The 20,577-nt window shown below is 66.0% G+C and carries 13 protein-coding genes; 7 read left to right on the top strand and 6 right to left on the bottom strand.

All coding sequences use genetic code 11. The annotated features are described in order from the left end of the window. Window positions 1–45 precede the first annotated feature (45 nt). Entirely contained in the window at window positions 46–810 is a 765-nt protein-coding gene (locus QXZ94_RS10250) for a DsbA family protein (protein ID WP_315720311.1), read from the bottom strand. 97 nt (window positions 811–907) lie between these two features. After that, window positions 908–2,305: a M48 family metalloprotease gene (locus tag QXZ94_RS10245; RefSeq protein WP_315720310.1), complete on the bottom strand. Its 1,398-nt coding sequence runs from the start codon at window positions 2,303–2,305 to the stop codon at window positions 908–910. Window positions 2,306–2,467: 162 nt separating this feature from the next. Here QXZ94_RS10245 and QXZ94_RS10240 point away from each other — a divergent pair, with 162 nt between their 5' ends. Further along, complete coding sequence (locus QXZ94_RS10240) at window positions 2,468–3,667, top strand: pyridoxal phosphate-dependent aminotransferase (protein WP_315720309.1); 1,200 nt, start codon at window positions 2,468–2,470, stop codon at window positions 3,665–3,667. Between the two features lie 47 nt (window positions 3,668–3,714). Further along, a complete protein-coding gene (locus QXZ94_RS10235) occupies window positions 3,715–4,176 on the top strand; it encodes a hypothetical protein (protein WP_315720308.1) in 462 nt (153 codons plus the stop codon). A gap of 117 nt (window positions 4,177–4,293) precedes the next feature. Here QXZ94_RS10235 and QXZ94_RS10230 read toward each other — a convergent pair whose 3' ends face one another. Continuing rightward, entirely contained in the window at window positions 4,294–7,578 is a 3,285-nt protein-coding gene (locus QXZ94_RS10230; RefSeq protein ID WP_315720307.1) for an Rne/Rng family ribonuclease, read from the bottom strand. An 817-nt stretch (window positions 7,579–8,395) separates the two neighbouring features. On the opposite strand from QXZ94_RS10230, the gene QXZ94_RS10225 reads away from it, so the two are divergent. From QXZ94_RS10225 to QXZ94_RS10205, 5 genes are all read left to right on the top strand, one after another. Beyond that, window positions 8,396–9,712: an N-acetylmuramoyl-L-alanine amidase gene (locus QXZ94_RS10225; RefSeq protein WP_315726189.1), complete on the top strand. Its 1,317-nt coding sequence runs from the start codon at window positions 8,396–8,398 to the stop codon at window positions 9,710–9,712. A 230-nt stretch (window positions 9,713–9,942) separates the two neighbouring features. Then, on the top strand, window positions 9,943–12,450 hold the full coding sequence (locus QXZ94_RS10220; protein WP_315720306.1) for a penicillin-binding protein 1A: 2,508 nt from the start codon (window positions 9,943–9,945) through the stop codon (window positions 12,448–12,450). Between the two features lie 124 nt (window positions 12,451–12,574). Further along, window positions 12,575–13,709, top strand: a protein-coding gene (gene prfB / locus QXZ94_RS10215; protein ID WP_315720305.1) for a peptide chain release factor 2 whose coding sequence is annotated in 2 segments (ribosomal slippage) — window positions 12,575–12,643 and window positions 12,645–13,709 — 1,134 coding nt in all. Because the reading frame shifts where the segments join, the coding sequence is not laid out codon by codon here. After that, on the top strand, window positions 13,706–14,587 hold the full coding sequence (locus QXZ94_RS10210; protein WP_315720304.1) for an NAD(P)-dependent oxidoreductase: 882 nt from the start codon (window positions 13,706–13,708) through the stop codon (window positions 14,585–14,587). Before prfB ends, QXZ94_RS10210 begins: the two co-directional genes overlap by 4 nt. 95 nt (window positions 14,588–14,682) lie before the next feature. Continuing rightward, window positions 14,683–15,594: a DMT family transporter gene (locus tag QXZ94_RS10205; protein WP_315720303.1), complete on the top strand. Its 912-nt coding sequence runs from the start codon at window positions 14,683–14,685 to the stop codon at window positions 15,592–15,594. 6 nt (window positions 15,595–15,600) lie between these two features. Here QXZ94_RS10205 and upp read toward each other — a convergent pair whose 3' ends face one another. The 3 genes from upp to QXZ94_RS10190 form a co-directional block, all read right to left on the bottom strand. Next, entirely contained in the window at window positions 15,601–16,236 is a 636-nt protein-coding gene (gene upp / locus QXZ94_RS10200) for a uracil phosphoribosyltransferase (RefSeq protein ID WP_315720302.1), read from the bottom strand. 49 nt (window positions 16,237–16,285) lie between these two features. Further along, on the bottom strand, window positions 16,286–18,013 hold the full coding sequence (locus QXZ94_RS10195) for a cation:proton antiporter (protein WP_315720301.1): 1,728 nt from the start codon (window positions 18,011–18,013) through the stop codon (window positions 16,286–16,288). 171 nt (window positions 18,014–18,184) lie between these two features. Beyond that, on the bottom strand, window positions 18,185–20,335 hold the full coding sequence (locus QXZ94_RS10190) for a methyl-accepting chemotaxis protein (RefSeq protein ID WP_315720300.1): 2,151 nt from the start codon (window positions 20,333–20,335) through the stop codon (window positions 18,185–18,187). Window positions 20,336–20,577: the final 242 nt, after the last annotated feature.

Here is a 20,577-nt window from a genome sequence, read left to right as displayed (position 1 = left end):
GCTGATCCAGCCGGCCTTTCGTCCTCGATCGCACAATCGCTTCGCTCAGCAGCTCGCCTTGCCGCAACGCGCGGTGCTGATCTTCTCGCGCAGGCCCTCGACGCCGACGGCGCCGATCACGACCTGCTTGCCGATCACGTAGCTCGGGGTGCCGTTCATGCCCATCTCCTCGGCGAGCTTGAAGTTCTCCTCGATCGTCGCCTTGGCCTCCGGGCTTGCCATGTCCTTCTCGACGCGGGCCATGTCGAGCCCGATCTCCTTGGCAACGGCGAGCGCGTGAGCCTTGTCGGCCTGACCGCGGCCCCCCAGAAGCTTCTGGTGGAAGTCGAGATATTTCTGCGGCGCCTGCATGCGCACGGCGACGGCGACCTGGGCCGCCTCGACCGAGCCCTGGCTCAGCACCGGAAATTCCTTGAGCACGACCTTCAGCTTCGGATCGCTCTTCATCAGCTCCATCATGTCGAGCATCGCGCGCTTGCAGTAACCGCAATTGTAATCGAAGAACTCGACAAAGGTGACGTCGCCATCCTTGTTGCCGACGACGACGCCCCGCGGCGAGTTGAAGATCATCTCGGCGTTCTTGGCGATGCCGGCTGCGTGCTTGGCCGCCTCGGCTGCCGTCTGGCGCTTCTGCAGCTCGGCCATCGCCTCCTCGAGCACCTCGGGATGCGAGATGAGATAGTTCCTGACGATGGTCTCGATCTCGCTCCGCTGGCTGTCGGAGAAGCTCTCTGCCGTCGCAACCTGCGGCAGGGCGCAGAGCGAGAGCGCAAGCAACGCCGCGGGAATGAGCGTGCGGAATGACGACATGAAGGAGGTCCTTTTGGTCAAAATGATCGGGTCCTTGGCGAGGGCTGGGGTGGTATCTGAGTATTCCGGCGTCGATGTTAGCAGCAATCTCTTCGTTCTACTGGCTCGAAAGTGGCTTTGATGCGACGATGTCGTCGGCCTTGACCCATCCCGGCGATCCCACGGCAAAGCGCGTCTTGGCGCGCGATGCGAGTTCGCGCGCGGTTTTGTTGTCGCCACGCAGGAAAGCCGCCTGGGCCGAGGCCAGATCGGCCTCCGCATAGTCGCCCTTACGGCCATAGGCCATCGCGAGCTGGGAATAGCCGAGCGGCGCCTCGGATTCGCGCGCGACCGCCGCGCGCAGGATCGAGATCGCCTCCTCAGTGTAGGCCTTGTTCTCGGACGCCACCAAGGCTTGGCCAAGTAACATGTTGATGAGCGGTGCGTTATTGGAGAGCTGCGCCGCCTTGCGCAGCGGCGCGATCGCCTCCGCCGGGCGGCCGCCTTCGAGCAGGGCCTGACCGCGGACCTCGTAGAAATAGGGATTGCTGGGCTGCACCTGGATCAGGGCGTCGATCTGGCCCAGCGCGCTGCGCAGGTCGCCGTGGAGATAGGTCGAGATCGCCCGTGCATAGCGCGCCGGCAGGCTGTTGTCGGAGGACGGATAGCGCCGGGCGACGGTGTCCGGCCGCTCCATGAAGGCGGAGATCTTGGCCCGGACCATGTCGTGGCGCATTTGCAGCGCGGCATCGTCCTTCTTGTCCCAATAGGGCGACTGCCGCGCCAGCCCCTCCAGCGCCTCGACGCGGTCGGCGGGCATCGGATGGGATTGCAGATAGGGATCGGCGCCGCGGGCCGCGAACAGGCTCTCGTTGGTGAAGCGCTTGAAGGTCTCGTACATGCCTTTGGGCGACTGGCCGGTCGCGCTGAGGAATTTCACGCCGGCCCGGTCGGCGTTCTCCTCCTGCTGACGCTGATAGGACAGCAGCGAGCGGCGGATGACCTCACCCGGCGCCGACAGCGTCGCGGCGCCGGCATTGGCCAGCCCGCTATTGCCGCCGCCGCGGGCACCGACCGCGAGCGCGCCGGCGCCGAGAATGGTGGCGATGATCATTTGCGTCTGCGCGGTGGCGAGCTGCTGGCGCAGCTTGGCGAGGTGACCGCCGGCGAGATGGCCGGTCTCGTGGGCGAGCACGCCGATCAATTGGTTCGGATTTTCCGACTGCATGATCGCGCCGTAGTTCACGAAGATGCGGCGGCCGTCGGCGACGAATGCGTTGAACGAGCCATCATTGATGATGACCATCTGGATGTTCTGCTTCTCGAGACCGGCCGCGCGCAGGATCGGCCGCGTGTACTCGCGCAGCAGCACCTCGGTCTCGGTGTCGCGCAGGATCGGCGGTCCCTTGCCCTGCTGCGCCGAAGCGGGCGCGAACGGTGCAAGCGCCACCGCTGCCGCGATGATCGCGGCGAGTCCGCCGGACAATTTCTTGCGAAGCACGATAGGGAGCAACATCAGGCGATCTTTGCAATTGGCGTGAGGCTCGATACGGGCTATTGCCCACCAAACGGCGGAATGCGGCTCATCTGCGGCGAACAAAGTCCCGAATGAGACCCATCGAGGGTCCGGCCGGTTCAGGGAGCGGGTCCGAACAGCCGGGGTGCATAGCAGATCTTGATGGTGGATGCGACAGTGATACCGACATTGGAACAGCGGATCGCCAGCCTCACGGCGCCGTCCGCGCGCAGCAATGTTCCGCCGTTCATGGTGATGGACGTGATGGCTGCGGCCGAGCGCATCGAGGCAGAGGGCGGCCACGTGATCCACATGGAGGTCGGCCAGCCCGCCGCGCCGGCCCCGCGGGCCGCGATCGCGGCCGCGCATGCTGCGCTCGATCGGGCGCGCATCGACTATACGTCCGCGCTCGGGCTCTCGTCGCTGCGACAACGAATCGCGCGTCATTATCGCGAGACGCACGCTTGCGAGATCGATCCGTCGCGCATCGTGATCACGACGGGATCTTCGGCCGGCTTCATCCTGGCGTTCCTCGCGATGTTCGAGCCGGGTGATCGCGTCGCCGTCACGGTGCCGGGATATCCGCCATATCGCCACATCCTGACCGCGCTCGGCTGCGAGCCGGTGCTGATCGAGACCACGGCCGAGAACCGCCATGCACTGACCGGCGAGGCGCTGCTCGCGGCCCATCGTAAGACGCCGCTGAAGGGCGTGCTGGTGGCGAGCCCCGCCAATCCGACGGGGACGATGATGTCGCGCGAGGCGCTGGGCGGCGTCATTGCGGCCGCGCGTGAGGCCGGCATTCGCTTCATCTCCGACGAGATCTATCACGGCCTCGACTATGCCTTTCCCGCGGTCACCGCGGCCGAGCTGTCGGCGGACGCCCTGATCATCAACTCGTTCTCGAAATACTTCTGCATGACCGGCTGGCGCATCGGCTGGATGGTGGTGCCGGATGCCCTGGTCCGCCCGATCGAGCGTCTCCAGCAGAATCTGGCGATCTCCGTGCCGACCCTGTCGCAGATCGCTGCGGAAGCAGCCTTCGATGGCCGCGCCGAGATGGAATCGATCAAGCACGGCTATCAGGAGAATCGCCGCATCCTGATCGAGGGTTTTCCGAAGGCGGGCCTGACCAGGTTCCTGCCGGCCGATGGTGCCTTCTACCTTTATGCCGACGTCTCCGACTTCACCTCCGACAGCTTCGAGTTCGCCAAGCGCATGCTGCAGGAAACCCACGTCGCGTCGACGCCCGGCGTCGACTTCGACCCGATCCACGGCCGCAGCTTCGTGCGCTTTTCCTATGCACGCTCGGCCGACGACATGCGCGAGGCGGTGGCCCGGATCGCGCGCTGGCTCGGTTAGATCATGATGCGTTTCGGCGGAAACGCATCATGATCTTATCTCTTTGTTTGAGCATGATCTTTTCGGAAAACCGGTTTCCACTTTTCCGGATCACGCTCGAGGGCAGGGATCGCTACGTCAAGGAAGTGCCCCCGATCGTGTTCGGCACGAGCTTGTGCGAGAGCGTGTTGCCACAGCGGATGGAGAAGCTGGAGCGGCTCGGTCCATGCCGGGTGTTGGCCTGGTCGTCCCGACCGGGCTACGACGAGCGCCAGCGGCATCACTGGGCCGGCTTCGTCCCACTGACGGCCAACTTGCCGGTTGTCATCCGGCGCAGATGCCGCGTGCATGATCGCATTCTCGATCGACGAGTTCGTGAGCGAGATGCGCGCTCACGACCATCGCCGGCAACGGCATCGCCGCCGTGTTCGCCGCATGGCGGCGGCGGGCTCGATCACGATCTCCCGCAGAAGCGGCTCGATCGGCAGGTCGGTCCGTCTGACGTCGAGCCCGCGGTCGCGAGCGGCTGAGCCGACGTCGGCACGCCCGATCCCACACGCCAGCCCAACAAAAACGCCCGGCCATCTGGCCGGGCGTTTTGCGTCGGAAGGGTTCCCGCCGGTGGGCGGCGCCGGAGCCGTTGGCGATTACTGCCCGCCGAAGCGGCGTGACCACCAGCCGGCTCGGCGCGGAGCCGCAGGCGTCGTCGAGTCCGCCGGTTCGGTTGCGACCGGCTCAGGTGCAGCGCTGTCAGCCGCCGGCGCGGTCGGACTGCTCTCGGCAACGTTCACGGCCGAAACCGCGTTGTCCGGCTTGGGCTCGGTGGCGAAGCTGACCTTTTCGCGGACCGTGGAGCGGCGCGGGGCCTTTTCGGTCTCAGACTTGGGTGCCTCAGACTTGGGCGCCTCAGACTTGAGCGTCTCGGACTTGGGCGTCTCAGACTTGGGCGCCTCGGTCTCCTGCACCTGAACGTCGGCGGCAGGGGGCTGTGACGCAGCCGTCACGGTGGGGACGGCCGCCTGATCGACCTCGGCAGCGGCTGTGGCCAGCTCCGGCGTGGCCTGCTCTGCCGGCTCGTCGTGATGGGACACGCCGTTGCCGTCGAAATCGGCAACGGCGGCTTCCGCCTCCGAAGCCTGGGGCGGGGCCAGCTCATCGCCGATCGATGCGGCGAGACCATCATCTGCACCACCACGCCGACGGCGGCCGCCGCGGCGGCCGCGGCGGCGGGGCCGCCGCTCGCCGCCGGCCTGATCGGATGCCTCGCCCTGTGCGAAAGCAGGCTGTTCGTCAGCCTCATCGTCTTCCGCCTCGCCGTCCTCGGCCGGCTGATCGGCGGCGAGGGCGGGCTCGGCAGACGATGATTCGGAAGCGCCTTCCGGCAGCGTGCCCTCGCGGGCCTCGCTGCCGCGGCCGCGCCGGCGCCGGCGCCGCTTGCGGCGGGTGCCTTCGCGCTCGCCGTCACCCGCAGCGCCATCCTGCCCATCTTCGGACAGGCCTTCGGTCTCCTCGGTCTCGACTTCGGACTCCGTCTCGATGTCGAACGGCTCCTCCTCGTCGTAGACGTCCTCGGCCACGAGGGAGGGGGCGGACGCTTGCGCCACGAGCAGCGCCTTGGCGGCCTCCAGCGTATGAACCTGCTCGCCCCGATCGATGATGAACGATTGCTGGCCGCTGACATTCGGATCGGCAATCACGGCGAGCGAGACCTTGAAGCCGTTCTCGAGGTCGCGCAGATGGCCGCGCTTGTGGTTGAGCACGTAGAGCGCCACCTCCGTGCGGGTGCGGACCACCAGATTGTGGGTCGCGCCCTTCATCAGCGTCTCTTCGAGGCTGCGCAGCAGCTGCAGCGCCACCGATGACACCGACCGCACATGTCCCGTTCCGCCGCAATGCGCGCATGGCTCGGTCGAGCTCTCCAGCACGCTGGCGCGGATGCGCTGGCGCGACATCTCCAGCAGGCCGAAATGCGAGATGCGGCCGACCTGGATGCGCGCGCGATCCTGCCGCAGGCAGTCCGACAGCTTGCGTTCGACGGAGCGGTTGTTGCGCTTCTCGTCCATGTCGATGAAGTCGATGACGATCAGTCCGGCGAGATCGCGCAGCCGGAGCTGGCGCGCCACTTCCTCGGCGGCCTCCATGTTGGTCTTGAGGGCGGTGTCCTCGATGTGATGCTCGCGCGTGGCGCGGCCGGAGTTCACGTCGATCGAGACCAGCGCCTCGGTCTGGTTGAGCACGATATAGCCGCCCGAGCGCAGCTGAACGGTCGGCGAGAACATCGCGTCGAGCTGGCTCTCCACGCCCATCCGCGAGAACAGCGGCTGACCGTCACGATACTGCTTCACCGCCCGGACATTGGTCGGCATCAGCATCTTCATGAAGTCGTGCGCCTCGCGATAGCCGGCTTCGCCGGCCACCAGGATCTCGTCGATCTCCTTGTTGTAGAGGTCGCGCAGCGAGCGCTTGATCAGCGAGCCTTCCTCGTAGACCAGGGTCGGCGCCTGCGACTTCAAGGTCATGTCGCGGACGGTTTCCCACAGCCGCAGCAGATATTCGAAGTCGCGCTTGATCTCGGGCTTGGTGCGGTTGGCGCCGGCGGTGCGCAGGATCACGCCCATGCCCTCGGGCACGTCGAGGTCCTGCACCACCTCCTTCAGGCGCGAGCGATCCTGCGCCGAGGTGATCTTGCGGCTGATACCGCCACCGCGTGCGGTGTTGGGCATCAGCACGGCGTAGCGGCCGGCGAGCGACAAATAGGTCGTCAGCGCTGCGCCCTTGTTGCCGCGCTCCTCCTTCACGACCTGCACCAGCATCACCTGGCGGCGCTTGATGACCTCCTGGATCTTGTACTGGCGGCGCGGACGGAAGGTGCGCTCCGGCACCTCCTCGAGCACGTCGTCACCGCCCACGGATTCGACGACCTCTTCCTCGATCTCGTCGCCGTCCTCGTCGTCATCCTCGTTGTCGCCGGCAACGGCCTCTGCATCATTGTCGTCTCCCGGGACGATCGTGACGCCATTGCCTTCATGCTCGGCGACCGGCGCGATGTCGGCGACGTCATCGTCGTGCTCGTGCTCGTCATGATCATGCTCGTCATGGTCATGCTCATCATGACCGTGGGTCTCATGATCATGCTGGTCGTCGTGATTCTCGTCCGCAACTGCTGCGGCACTGGCCGCCTCGACCGCGGGGGCGTCGCCGGCCGCAGCGACCGCAGCCTCTGCAGCCGCGCCGGCCTGCTGCTCCGCAGCCGGGCTGTGCTCGGCCTGGTCGTGGGGCGCGACGGCATCATGATGCTCGTCGGCATCGCCATGCGGCTCCACCGCCGGGCTCAGCTCAGTCTCGCCCGCTGCCTCGTGGCCTGGCGCCTCCGCCGCAGCCTCGGAAAAGCCCTGGGCCTCGGCGTGTTCGGCCTGCGGCTGGTCGGTATGATCGTCGTGCGCGTAGGCGTGATGCTCGTAGGTGTCGTGCTCGTGATTGTCGTGCCCGGCCTCATGGTCTTCGGCCGGGGCGGGATGACCCGCCTCGGCAGCCTCGACGATCTCGCTCTGCACGCGCTCGCCGCTGCCGCGGCGCCGGGAGCTGCGGTGACGGTTGCGTCGGCGGTTGGAGCGGTTCTCGCTCTCTTCCTCGGCTTCGCGGTGTGCGCGCTCCTCGGCCTCGATCAGCGCCTGCCGGTCGGCGACGGGGATCTGATAGTAGTCGGGATGGATTTCGCTGAAGGCCAGGAAGCCGTGGCGATTGCCGCCGTACTCGACAAAGGCGGCCTGCAGCGAAGGCTCAACGCGGGTGACCTTGGCCAGGTAGATGTTGCCCCGCAGTTGCTTGCGTTGGGCCGTCTCGAAATCAAATTCCTCGACGCGGTTGCCGCGGACGACAACAACCCGGGTCTCTTCCGGGTGGGTAGCATCGATCAACATCTTGTTGGGCATATTTGAACTCTTGGAGGCGACGGACGCGATTGGCCGCGAGCGCGTGGCGCGCTGTCGGACGACGCGACGGTCCACCTGATTCGGGGGTGAGGGGAAGGCCTAAACGCAGCTGGTCGCGCCGCGCCAACCGTGAGGCCGGCGGGGTGATCTGCCGGGCGGGGGTCGGGCCCCGCATCGGCGCGGATCGTCCGCTGGTCATGGTTGGCAACTCAGTCTGGCGCATCAAGCGTCGGCCCGTCTGGAATATGTGGGCGGCAGCGGGTGCCGCCTTGCTCTTTGCCGAAAGCCAGATCGCGCCGAGACGCTTGCCCTGGATCAACACCCATTCCGTTAGGAATGTGGTATCAGGCTACGCCGTGTCTGACCTTGGCCATATCTGACCTCGTGCCCGGATAGTCTCGGCCAGACGGCGCCTGTAACGGCGCTACTCGGCTCGTGACCAGCTCTCCGTCGCAGCCGCGCGGGGGCGCGCAGGCTTCATGGAGCGTCGGAAAGGCGCAGGAATCTCCGCAACGATCGACGAACCAAGAGGAACCCGATCACGAAGCTTCCGGCGTTTCACCGGGAGGTTGAACGCGACACAACCGGCAGTAAGGAATAGCCTTCAGCCATTCGTACATACGAGGAATGGACAGGCGGTGCAAGGGAAGCGTCGCGGAACCGCAACAATCGGTGGCCTTTAACGAAAATGACAAAATTAGGCGGTTAACCCCTGGGATTGGTTGCGGTAAGACGGTCCCGCGGAGGCACGGAATTGGCAGCTCGCCGGGCAAATTACCTTTCTTTGCTGGGATGTGCGGCGCTCTGCGTCACGCAAATGTTATGCGCGGCCTTCGCGCCCGCCCGCGCCCAGAGCGGACCGGTCGGTCAGGTGCCGCCTGCCGTCGCCGGTCCGGGGTTCCCGATCGCGACGGATGCGCGGCTGGCCGGCGATTCCCGCCAGACCCGGTTTGTGCTCGATCTCGACAAGACGGTGCCGTACCGGGCGTTCCTGCTCAGCGAACCCTATAGGGTGGTGGTCGATCTGCCGCAGGTGAGCTTTCATCTGCCGACAGGGGCGGGAACCGGCGGCCGCGGGCTGGTGAAGGCGTTTCGCTATGGCATGGTCATGCCCGGCGGCTCCCGAATCGTGTTCGACCTCACCGGCCCCGCCCGAATCGCGAACTCCACCGTCCTCGATGCCGCCAATGGCCAGCCGCCGCGGCTGGTGCTGGAACTCGAGGAGGTGGACGAGGCCACTTTCGCGCGTGCGATCGGCGTCGACGGCCGTACGCCGTCCAGGGGCGCCGATTCGGCGTCGCCCGTTACCGCAACGGGCGGCGTTGCGCCTCCCATCGTCAGGCCGCCGCCGACGACTGTCGCCGTCGCAGCCCCGCCCGCCGGCGGCCCGCCGGACAACCGGCCCGTGGTTGTGATCGACCCCGGCCATGGCGGCATCGATTACGGAACTCAGGGTGGCGAGGTGCCGGAGAAGAACCTGGTGCTCGCCTTCGGCCAGGCGCTGCGTGACCGGCTGGAACGATCCGGCAAGTTCCGCGTAGTCATGACCCGTGATGACGACACCTTCATCCCACTCGGAGACCGGGTGCGGATCGCCCAGAAGCAGTCGGCGGCGCTGTTCGTCTCGATCCATGCTGACGCGCTGCCGCGAGGCGAGGGCACCGCGCAGGGCGCCACCATCTATACGTTGGCCGATAAGGCCTCCGACGTCGAGGCCGAGCGGCTGGCGGAGGCGGAGAACCGCGCCGACCAGATCGGTGGCGTCAACCTCACCGAGGAGCCGGCCGACGTCGCCGACATCCTGTTCGATCTGGCAAGGAGGGAAACGCGCACGTTTTCCAATAGGTTTGCCCGACTATTGATGAATGACATGAAGACCGCGGTGCACATGCATAAGCGGCCGCTCAAATCGGCTGGTTTCCGGGTCCTCAAGGCTCCCGACGTTCCATCGGTCCTGGTTGAGCTCGGCTATGTCTCCAACAAGGGCGACATGGGGAACCTGGTTTCCGAGGCGTGGCGGTCGCGCACAGCGGACGCGATGGCCAAGGCGATCGACGCCTTTCTGGCCAAGCGCGTCGCCAATGCGGGTGCCGAGAAGCCGGACAAGCCCGCTCCGCCACGTGCAAAGCCCTAGTTTGGCCACAGCAACATCCGTATAAACGTGCTGCGAGGCACCCGGAATCACGTGAGGATTCCTTCTCCGCAGAGTTGTGATAGGCTTGACCGCTGATAGGCTTGACCGTGCGTTGCTCTGGCATGGGTCACGTGGCATCGCAGCCGACCTCGTGATTTGGCGGCCGCGTCTTTTCCGGCGCGCCGCGTCCAAGCCAAGAGACGAACAAGAGTTGGAACGGATATTTGCCGATGCGCTTTCTCGTGCGGTTTTTGGGCTTCCTGTTCGCGGCCGGCACCGTTGTCTTCCTGGTCGGTGTGGCGGCGGCGGCAGGCCTGATCTGGCATTTTTCCAAGGACTTGCCTGATTATTCCCAGCTGCAGGATTACGAGCCGCCGGTGATGACGCGCGTGCACGCGGTCGACGGCTCGCTGGTGGGCGAATATGCCAGGGAGCGACGGCTCTATCTGCCGATCCAGGCGGTGCCGAAGCTCGTCATCAACGCGTTCCTCGCGGCCGAGGACAAGAATTTCTACGAGCATGGCGGCATCGACTTCACGGGCATGGCCCGCGCCGCCGTCGTCTATGCCCAAAACTTCGGCTCGAATCGCCGTCCGCAGGGCGCTTCCACGATCACCCAGCAGGTCGCCAAGAACTTCCTGCTGACCAACGAAGTGTCGTTCGCGCGCAAGATCAAGGAAGCGCTGCTGGCGATGCGCATCGAGCGCACCTATTCCAAGGACAAGATTCTCGAGCTCTATCTGAACGAGATCTATCTCGGCTCGGGCGCTTACGGTATCGCTGCGGCGTCGCTGGTCTATTTCGACAAGTCGGTCAACGAGCTCACGGTGGCCGAGGCGGCCTATCTGGCGGCCCTGCCGAAGATGCCGGGCAGCCTGCATCCGATCCGCAACCGCGACCGCGCCATCGAGCGGCGCAACTACGTGGTCGACCGTCTCCTGGAGAACGGCTGGATCAAGCAGGCCGACGCCGACAAGGCGCGCAAGGATCCGCTGACCATCGCGAGCCGCAACACCGGCGCGCACATCTTCGCCGGCGAATATTTCGCCGAGGAAGTCCGCCGCGACATCTTCGAACGCTACGGCGAGAAGAAGCTCTATGAGGGCGGGCTGTCGGTTCGCACCACGCTCGATCCGAAGATCCAGGTGATGGCGCGCAAGGCCATGGTCGCAGGCCTCGTGCGCTATGACCAGGAGCAGGGCTATCGCGGAGCCGTCTCCAAGCTCGACATCTCGGGTGATTGGGGCCTCAAGCTCGCGGAGATCAAGTCGCTGTCGGACATCTCGCCATGGCGGATGGCCGTGGTGCTGGAGACCAGCGATCAGTCGGCGCGTATCGGCTTTCAGCCGCCGCGCGAGCTGGGCGGCGCCGTCAGCAAGGAACGGCAGACCGGCCTGATCACGCTCGACGGCGTGAAGTGGGCGCGCGCGGCGACCCCCAACGGCCGCGGCAAGGTGCCGACTTCGGTTGCCCAGGTTCTGCAGCCGGGTGACGTGATCTATGCTGACCCGCTGTTCAAGGAAGGCAATCCGGTCGAAGGCCAGTATCGCCTCGAGCAGCTGCCAGAAGTGTCCGGAGCGATGGTCGCGATGGATCCGAACACCGGGCGTGTGCTCGCGATGGTCGGCGGCTTCTCGTTCGACCAGAGCCAGTTCAACCGCGCGACGCAGGCCTACCGGCAGCCCGGATCGTCGTTCAAGCCGATCGTCTATTCGTCGGCGCTCGACAACGGCTACACGCCCTCGACCCAGGTCGTGGACGCGCCGATCGAAATCGACCAGGGGCAGGGCGGCCAGGTCTGGCGCCCGGACAACTTCTCCAACGGCAAGTATCTCGGACCCACGACCCTGCGGAACGCGTTGCGGCTGTCGCTCAACACGGTGACCGTGCGGCTCGCGCAGGACGTCGGCATGCCGCTGATCTCCGAATATGCGCGCCGCTTCGGCGTCTATGATGAGCTGCCGAACTATCTGTCCTACGCACTCGGCGCGGGCGAGACCACGGCGATGCGCATGGTCACGGCGTATTCGATGATCGCCAATGGCGGCCGCCGCGTGAAGCCCACCTTGATCGACCGAATCCAGGACCGCTACGGCCACACCATCTTCAAGCACGATGCCCGCGAGTGCCGCGGCTGCGACGCGCCGGATGGCTGGAAGAACCAGAGCGAGCCGCAGCTGGTCGATCGCCGCGAGCAGGTGCTGGATACGATGACGGCGTACCAGATCACCTCGATGCTCGAGGGCGTGGTGCAGGCCGGTACGGCAACCGTGCTCAGGGAGGTCGGCAAGCCGATCGCCGGCAAGACCGGCACCACCAACGAGGCCAAGGACGCCTGGTTCGTCGGCTTCTCGCCGGATCTCGCGGTCGCCATCTACATGGGCTACGACAAGCCGCGCCCGCTCGGCAAAGGCAATGCCGCGACCGGCGGCCATCTCGCCGCGCCGATCGCCAAGGACTTCATGAAGCTCGCGCTCGCGGACAAGCCTGCCACACCGTTCAAGATCCCGGCCGGCATCAAGCTGGTCCGTGTCGACTCCAAGACCGGCATGCGCGCGAGCCCCGGTGACGGCGGCCGCACGATCATGGAGGCGTTCAAGCCGGGCACGGCGCCGCCGGACAACTACTCCGTCATCGGCGTGGCCGATGCCGATGGACGCATGATGCCGTCGCAGAGTGGCGGCCAGCCAGACACCGGCGGCTTCATCATCCGTCCGGGAACGGGAAGCCTTTACTAGGGTCAGACGGGTGAAACTGGTGCTGTCGTGGTGCAGGGCGATTGCGCTTTGCGCTGCGCGCAGCTACATCCCCTGTCAGACGTGATTGCCGCGGCGTTGTCCGCCGCGGCCCGAAGAGAGCGACATGCGCGCCGAAATCGAAAAAATCGTAGAAGAGATCAAGCAGTCTGTCGGGCTGCTGAGGAGGCATCTTTGACGTCGAGACATCGACGGCAAGGCTGGCGGAGCTGAACAAGCTCGCCGAGGATCCCAATCTCTGGAACGACCCCCAGAAAGCTCAGAGGTTGATGCAGGAGCGGACTTCGCTCGAGGATTCGCTGACCGGCATCGGCAAGGTCGAGCGTGAACTCAGCGACAACATCGAAATGATCGAGCTCGGCGAGGCCGAGAACGATGCCGGTGTGATCACGGAAGCCGAGAACGCGCTCAAGGAGCTGAAGAAGGACGTCGCGCGGCGCGAGCTCGAGGCGCTCCTGTCCGGCGAGGCCGACAAGTTCGATACCTATCTCGAGGTCCATGCGGGCGCCGGCGGCACCGAGAGCCAGGACTGGGCCTCGATGCTGCTGCGCATGTACACGCGCTGGGCCGAGACCCACGGCTTCAAGGTCGAGTATCTCGAAGAATCGCTCGGCGAAGAGGCCGGCATCAAATCGGCGACCATCCAGATCTCCGGCCACAATGCCTATGGCTGGCTGAAGACGGAAGCGGGCGTGCATCGGCTGGTGCGGATCTCGCCGTTCGATTCGAATGCGCGGCGCCACACTTCGTTCTCGTCGGTGCAGATCTTCCCGGTGATCGACGACTCGATCAAGATCGACATCAAGGAGTCCGACGTGCGCGTCGACACGATGCGGTCGGGCGGTGCCGGCGGTCAGCACGTCAACAAGACCGAATCGGCGGTGCGGCTGACGCATATCCCGACCGGCGTTGCGGTCGTCTGCCAAGCCGGCCGCTCCCAGCACAAGAATCGCGCCCAGGCGTGGGACATGCTGCGCGCGCGTCTCTACGAGATCGAGCTGAAGAAGCGCGAGGAGAAGGCGGCAGCCGACCAGGCGGCCAAGACCGAGATCGGCTGGGGTCACCAGATCCGCTCCTACGTGCTGCAGCCCTATCAGATGGTGAAGGATCTGCGCACGGGCGTGCAGACCTCCGACACGTCCGGCGTGCTCGACGGCGATCTCGACGAGTTCATGGCGGCGACCCTGGCGCAGCGGGCGTTCGGCACGACGCCGGGTGCCGCAATCGAGGACGTCGATTGACCGCGGCCCGAATTGCCTTCATCGGGCTCGGACGCATGGGCCACGGCATGGCCGGGCGCTATCTCGATGCCGGCCATTCCGTTGCGGTTTGGAACCGCAGCAGGGCCAAGGCGAACGATCTGATCGCGCGCGGTGCGCGTTGGTCGACGTCGCCGGCCGACGCGGCGATCGATGCCGATGCCGTCGTGACGATGGTGGCCGACGACGATGCCTCGCGCGCGGTCTGGCTCGGCCCCGATGGTGCTGCGGCCACCATGCGGGTGGGCACGATCGCCATCGAATGCTCGACCGTATCCCGCGACCACGCGCTGCGCCTCTCGCGCGAGCTGAATGCGCGTGGCGTGATCTATCTCGATTGTCCGGTCACGGGGCTGCCGGATGCGGCAGCCGGGGGCAAGCTGACCTTGCTGGTTGGCGCCGACGCCGCCGACCTCGAGCGCGCGCGGCCATATCTGGCACCGATCGGCTCGACCATCCGGCATTTCGGGCCGGTAGGGGCGGGCACGGTCTACAAGCTGATCAACAACCTGCTGGGCGCGATGCAGATCGCAGGCCTGGCCGAGGGGCTTGCGATCGCCGAGCAGGCCGGGCTCGACATGGACCTCGTGCTGGAGGCGATCCAGAGCGGCGTGGCGGCGAGCCCGCAGGTGCTGCGCCACGCCCCGCGCATGGTCGCCCGCAACTTCGCCGACGCCAGCTTCACCGCCGCGCTCCGCCACAAGGACGCGGCCTATGCCTTGCGGCTCGCCGAGGAGCTGCTCGGCGCGCGCCCCGTGATGGCGCAGGCCGCAGTCGAGGCCTATGCGCAGGCCAAGGCAGCGATGCCCGATGAGGACGAGGGCCGCATGATCGAACTGGTCTCGCGGCCGAAGGCCTGACCTCGGCGGCGAGCCTCTGGACCGACGGAAAGCGGGTGGACAGTTCTTGGCGGCCGCTGCAACGATCGCCGACATTCGGACAGCGGCGGGCTTCGATGGCATTTCCCAATGACAGGATGGATCCACGGGACTGGTCGCTGCTCGGTCTGCTGTCACTGCTGTGGAGCGGCTCGTTCATCTTCAATGGCCTGGCCCTGAAGGAGCTGCCGCCGCTGACGCTGGTGCTGTTGCGCATCGCCCTGGCGGCCGCGATCCTGCTGCCCATCCTGCGCCTGCGGGGGCTCGATCTCCCCAGGGGGATCGCCGGGTGGCGGCCCTATTTTGCGGTGGCGCTATTCAACAATGTCGTGCCGTTCTGCCTGATCGTCATCGGGCAGACTTACATCACGTCCGGTCTTGCTGCGGTTCTCAACGCCACCACGCCGCTCTTCACGATCGCGGTGATGGCCGCGGCCGGAGAGGAAGGGCTCTTGGCGCGCCGGGTCGCCGGTCTCATCGTTGGCCTCGTCGGCGTCGTGGTCCTGAGGGGAGGGTCGTCAGTCGGTGGCGGCTACGGCATTCTGTTCGGTCTCGGTGCATCGTTCAGCTACGGCGTTGCCGCCTTGCTGGGGCGGCGTCACCTGGCCAACTCGCCGCCGCTTGCGACCGCCACCTTCCAGCTGTCGGCATCGAGCGCGATGATGCTCGTCGTCGCGGGGGTGGTCGACCAGCCCTGGCGTCTGCCGATGCCTGGGCTTCAGACCTGGCTCGCGATCATCGCCCTCGCGGCGCTGTCGACGGCTTTCGCCTACATCGTGTTCTTTCAGGTCCTGCGCCGCTCCGGTGCAACCAATGTGACCTTGGTGACGCTGCTGATCCCGCTGACGACGATGCTGCTCGGATATCTGGTGCTCGGCGAGTCCGTTTCGTTGCGGGAGATCGTGGGCGCGCTGGTGATCGGAAGCGCGCTGCTGGTGATCGACGGACGCATCTTCAATGTTCTACGTGCCGCGCCGCGCGCCTCCTGACGTTTCCTACTTCGTGCCGAACATCCGGTCGCCGGCGTCGCCGAGACCGGGGACGATATAGGCGTGGTCGTTCAGCTTCTCGTCGATCGCGGCGGTCCAGATCGGGATGTCCGGGTGCTCCCTTTCGAACTGCGCGATGCCTTCCGGCGCAGCGAGCAGGCAGACGAAGCGGATGTCGCGGGCACCGCGCGCCTTGAGCAGCTCGGCTGCCGCGCAGGCGGAATTGCCCGTTGCCAGCATCGGGTCCATCAGGATCACGGTGCGATCGGACAGATCCTGCGGCGCCTTGAAGTAATACTCGACGGCCTGCAGCGTGTTGGGATCGCGGTACAGCCCGATATGGGCGATGCGCGCCGACGGCATCAGGGCCAGCATGCCGTCGAGGAAGCCGACCCCGGCGCGCAGGATCGGCGCCAGCGTGAGCTTCTTGCCGGCAATCTTCGGCGCCTTCATCGGCGCGATCGGGGTGTCGATGTCGACCAGCTCGATCGGCAGGTCGCGCGTCACCTCGTAGGCCAGCAGCATTCCGATCTCGTTGAGGAGCTCGCGAAACCCCTTGGTGGAGCGGTCGCGCTCGCGCATCAAGGTGAGCTTGTGCTGGACCAGCGGGTGATCGACGACATGGACGTGGCTGTTTGTCATGGCACGGGTCTACCGGGATCGGAGCGGATGTTCCAGATGGGCGCGTGGCTCATGGCAGCACCTCGCGGCGATCGGCCAGCATGGTCTCCGCCTCGTGTCGGCGCTCGGACAGCAGGCCGGCGCTGGCGTCCTGGATCAGGTTGAGCAGCACCTGGGCATCGCTCAGCCGCGGCACGGTCACGTAGTCCGCGCCGGCATTGTAGAGGTCGTTGACGTCGGCGAGCAGGTCGGCCGTGGCGACGATCTTGGCGGTGGCGTTGATGCTGCGGACGTGCCGCACCAGCTTCTCGTTGTTGGCACCCTTGAGCAGCGAGTCCGGGATGCTCAGGATGATCAGCTCGGCCTGGCCGACGCCGGCATGGACCAGCGTATCGACATTGCTGATGTCGCCATAGGTTACCTGGATGCCGCGATCGGACAGGGTGCGGAACACAACCGGATTGAAGTCGACCACGCCGATCTGCTCCAGCAGGGCCGGCTGGTTGCGCTCGATCTCGCTGAGGAGCGCGCTGGCGGTACGGAAGAAGCCGAGCAGCACAATCGGTCGGCCCGCGCCATGGCCGCCGTCATGGCCGGCCTCGCCGTCCTTGCCGGCGTCGAGGTCGCGCAGGCCGATCCGCTTGAGCAGCGGGATGCTCCGGCGCGCGATCGGATCGGAGCGCACGATGACGAAGGTCGAGAGCACTGCGAGCAGCACGAAGGCGAAGGAGGCGGCGGCCGACGTGCCGTTCTTCAGGTGCCCGGCGGCAGCGCCGGTCTGGATCACGACCAGCGAGAATTCGCTGATCTGGGCGAGGTTGAGCGCCGGCAGCAGGCTTGCCCGCAGGCCTTGCCGCATCATGTAGAGCGGCGTGAAGGTCGTGAGCAGCCGGCTCGCCACCGTGAACAGCGCGATCACCAGCGCCAGTCCGACCACGGACATCGTCGGGATCGGGATGGTCATGCCGAGCGCGACGAAGAACAGCGTGATGAAGAAGTCGCGCAAGGTGGTGATCTTGGCGGTCACGTCGAGCGCATAGGGGAATGTGGACAGCGACACGCCGGCGATCAGGGAGCCCATCTCGCGCGACAGGTGCAGCCGCTCGGCGATCTCGCCGATCAGGAAGCACCAGGCCAGCGCGCCCAATAGGATCAGCTCCGGGGTCCGGGCGATACGGTGGAACAGCGCCGGCAGCACGTAGCGGCTGAGCAGCAGCGCGATCGCGACCAGCGCACCGGCGCGGGCGAAGGACAGCAGGATGACGCTGACATGGAGGTCGTCGAGGCTCGGCTGCACCGCCAGGAACAGGATCGCGAATACGTCCTGGAGCACCAGCACGCCGAGCGTGATCCGGCCGGGCAGGGTGTCGAGCTCGCGCTTCTCGTACAGCACCTTGACGATGATCACGGTCGAGGACAGCGCGCAGGCGACGCAGAGATACAGCGCGTCATAGCTCTCGGCGCCCATCCGCATGCCGATCGCGACGAAGAACAGGATGCCGAGCGCGGCGCCGCCGAGCAGCTGGACGCCGCCGGCGATCAGAATCACCGGGCCCGCGCGGATGATCTTCTTCAGGTCGATCTCCAGCCCGATCATGAACAGCATGAAGATCAGGCCGAGCTCGGAGATCACCGAGATGGATTCCTGGGACTTCACCCAGCCGGTGCCGAAGGGGCCGATGGCGAAGCCTGCGACGAGATAGGCGAGAATCGAGGGCTGGCGCCAGTAATGTGCCGCCAGTCCCAGCACCCACGCAAACAGGATGCAGAGCGTGATGTCGCCGATCAGTTCATGCATGAAGCAACCCCCGGGGCGGCAACTTATGTCGCGACGCCGCGCAAGGAAACCCGCAATCTGTCACATCGGGACTGCTGTTCTCGCGCTGTTGCGCGAAGGCGGCGCCGGCCATGATGCCTTCACCATGCGGGACCGCCCGATCCGGCCGACCGGGCGGTGGTCACGGGCGGACTAGGCCGCCCGCACGTTGCTGAGGAACTTGCCGACCTCCTGGCGCAACCGGTCGCTCTCGTGCGACAGCGACTGCGCCGCCGAGAGCACGCCGCCCGAGGCGGAGCCAGTCTGCGAGGCCCCACGCTGGACGTCGACGATGGTGGTGTTGACCTCGGTCGTGCCGCGCGAGGCCTCCTGAATGTTGCGCGAGATTTCCTGCGTGGCCGCGCCCTGCTGCTCGACGGCTGCCGCAATGGTGGAGGAGATCTCCGACAGCCGCTCGATGGTGGTGCTGATCTCCCGGATCGACGTGACCGATTCCTGGGTGGCGGCCTGGATGCCCGAGATCTGCTGGGCGATCTCGCCGGTGGCCTTCGAGGTCTGCTCGGCCAGCGCCTTGACCTCGGACGCCACCACGGCGAAGCCGCGGCCGGCGTCGCCGGCGCGCGCCGCCTCGATGGTCGCGTTCAGCGCCAGCAAATTGGTCTGCCCGGCGATGGTGTTGATGAGCTCGACGACGTCGCCGATCCGCGCGGCCGCCTTCGACAGCTCGTTGACGCGGTCGTTGGTGGTGCGCGCCTGGTCGACGGCGCCGGTGGCGATCCGCGCCGATTCCTGCACCTGCCGGCTGATCTCGGTGACCGACGAAGTCAGCTCCTCGGTGGCCGAGGCGACCGACTGCACGTTCGTGGAGGCCTGCTCTGAGGCCGCCGCCACGGTGGTGGCCAGCTCCTGCGAGCGCGTCGCGGTCGAGGACAGCGTGCCCGCCGAGCTCTCCAGTTCGGACGAGGCCGACGACACCGTCTGCACGATGCCGCCGATCGCGCCTTCGAACTCGCGGGCGAGCTTGTCCATCTCGGCCTTGCGCTTGACCTCGGCCGAGCGCTGAACCGCCTTCACCTCCTCGCTGTTGAAGCGGACGATCGACTGCACGGTCTGCAGGTTGCGCAGCGCCTCGCCGATCTCGTCGTCGCGCTCGACCGGGATGCGGTTGTCGAGCTTGCCGGCCGTGATGCTCTGCATCGAATCGTTGAGGACCTTGAGCGGCTTCAGCACCGCACGGATGGTCTGCACGCTGAACATCGCACCGAGACCGACACCGCCAAGGATCATCAGTGCCACCAGCGCGAGCACGACGTGATACTGATTTTCGGCGTCCTCGTAGAGCCCCTTGGCCTCCTTGACCTGGATCGCGACGAGCTTGTCGAGCTCATGCTTGGCGGCCTCGAACAGGTCATGTCCCTTGGTCGCGATATGCTGGCTCGCCTCGTCGAACTTGCGCTGCTGCAGCATGGCCAGCGCGGGCTTGATGCCCTCGTCGACATAGGTCTTGCGCTTGACCGCGTAGGCGTCAGCGACGACCTTCTCCTCCGGCGTCAGATAGCTCGCCATGTAGTCGGCCCAGAGCTTCGAGATCCGGACGCTGTTGTCCTCGATCAGGGGCGCGATGCCGTCGATGGATTTGCCCGCCTTGCCGTTGGCTGCCGCCGACTGTTGCGACGACATGTTCTGCAGGGTCCGGTCGTTGATTTCGAACAGCTGCGCGAGAGGAACCGTGCGGTCCTCGTACATCGATTTCAAGCCGGCGTTGCTCGCGCGGGTCGACAGCAGACCGGCCGCACCGATGATCAGCATAAAGGCGCTCAGCACCGCGGCGAAGGTCGTCAGCCTCGCCCGCAGCGTCCCCGTGAAGAACGACAGCCGGTCGAACACCGAACGGCGGCGGATGATGCCGGCGCTGATCGCATAGTCCTGCGCCTTGTTCTGGTTGAGCAGGCCATAGACCTTCTCGGCCTCGGCGCGCTGGTCGGCCGGCAGCTTGGTGCGGATCGACGTATAGCCGGTGATCTCGCCGTTCTCGCGAATGGCGGAGGCGCTCGCCAGCACCCAGTAGAAGTCGCCGTTCTTGCGGCGGTTCTTGACCGCACCGGCCCACGGCTTGCCCTGCTTCAGCGTGTCCCAGAGATTGGCGAACGCCGCTTCCGGCATGTCGGGGTGGCGGACGATGTTGTGCGGCTGACCCATCAGTTCGTCGGGCGTGAAGCCTGCGGCATCGACGAACTGGTCGTTGAAATAGGTCAGCTTGCCCTTGAGATCGGTACGCGAGACGATCAGCGTCTCGTCGGTAATGGGGTATTCGGTTTGGGTGACGGGCAGGTTCTTGCGCAAGATACGGACTCCATTGTCCCCTGCATGCGGAAGTTGAATGCAGAGCATCAGATCAGCGCTAGAGGGCCGGGTCTCCCTAAATGTTGCGTAAAATCTAAGCACCGTACGATTACGCATTGCACACAAAAGCTGCAATTTTAGTAAAATGCACGCTTTCGTGCGTGTGGGGGAGGCGGCGCATCGAAAGACGTCCCGCCGCGCGCCCAGGCGCTCAGGTTCTTGAACAGAGAGCCCTCGGATAC

The sequence above is a fragment of the Bradyrhizobium sp. SZCCHNS2022 genome (genome assembly GCF_032377575.1).
In the GTDB taxonomy this organism is placed as follows: Bacteria; Pseudomonadota; Alphaproteobacteria; order Rhizobiales; family Xanthobacteraceae; genus Bradyrhizobium; species Bradyrhizobium aeschynomenes.
The sequence above is the reverse complement of the archived record's forward strand: the minus strand, read 5'-3'. Positions and strand labels throughout refer to the sequence as shown.

Bases quoted from the DNA above. Each gene is read 5' to 3' on its own strand.
- QXZ94_RS10250 (WP_315720311.1), bottom strand. From the start codon at position 810: ATGTCGTCATTCCGCACGCTCATTCCCGCGGCGTTGCTTGCGCTCTCG.
- QXZ94_RS10245 (WP_315720310.1), bottom strand. From the start codon at position 2,305: ATGTTGCTCCCTATCGTGCTTCGCAAGAAATTGTCCGGCGGACTCGCC.
- QXZ94_RS10240 (WP_315720309.1), top strand. From the start codon at position 2,468: ATGGTGGATGCGACAGTGATACCGACATTGGAACAGCGGATCGCCAGC.
- QXZ94_RS10230 (WP_315720307.1), bottom strand. From the start codon at position 7,578: ATGCCCAACAAGATGTTGATCGATGCTACCCACCCGGAAGAGACCCGG.
- QXZ94_RS10225 (WP_315726189.1), top strand. From the start codon at position 8,396: ATGTTATGCGCGGCCTTCGCGCCCGCCCGCGCCCAGAGCGGACCGGTC.
- QXZ94_RS10220 (WP_315720306.1), top strand. From the start codon at position 9,943: ATGCGCTTTCTCGTGCGGTTTTTGGGCTTCCTGTTCGCGGCCGGCACC.
- QXZ94_RS10205 (WP_315720303.1), top strand. From the start codon at position 14,683: ATGGCATTTCCCAATGACAGGATGGATCCACGGGACTGGTCGCTGCTC.
- upp (WP_315720302.1), bottom strand. From the start codon at position 16,236: ATGACAAACAGCCACGTCCATGTCGTCGATCACCCGCTGGTCCAGCAC.
- QXZ94_RS10195 (WP_315720301.1), bottom strand. From the start codon at position 18,013: ATGCATGAACTGATCGGCGACATCACGCTCTGCATCCTGTTTGCGTGG.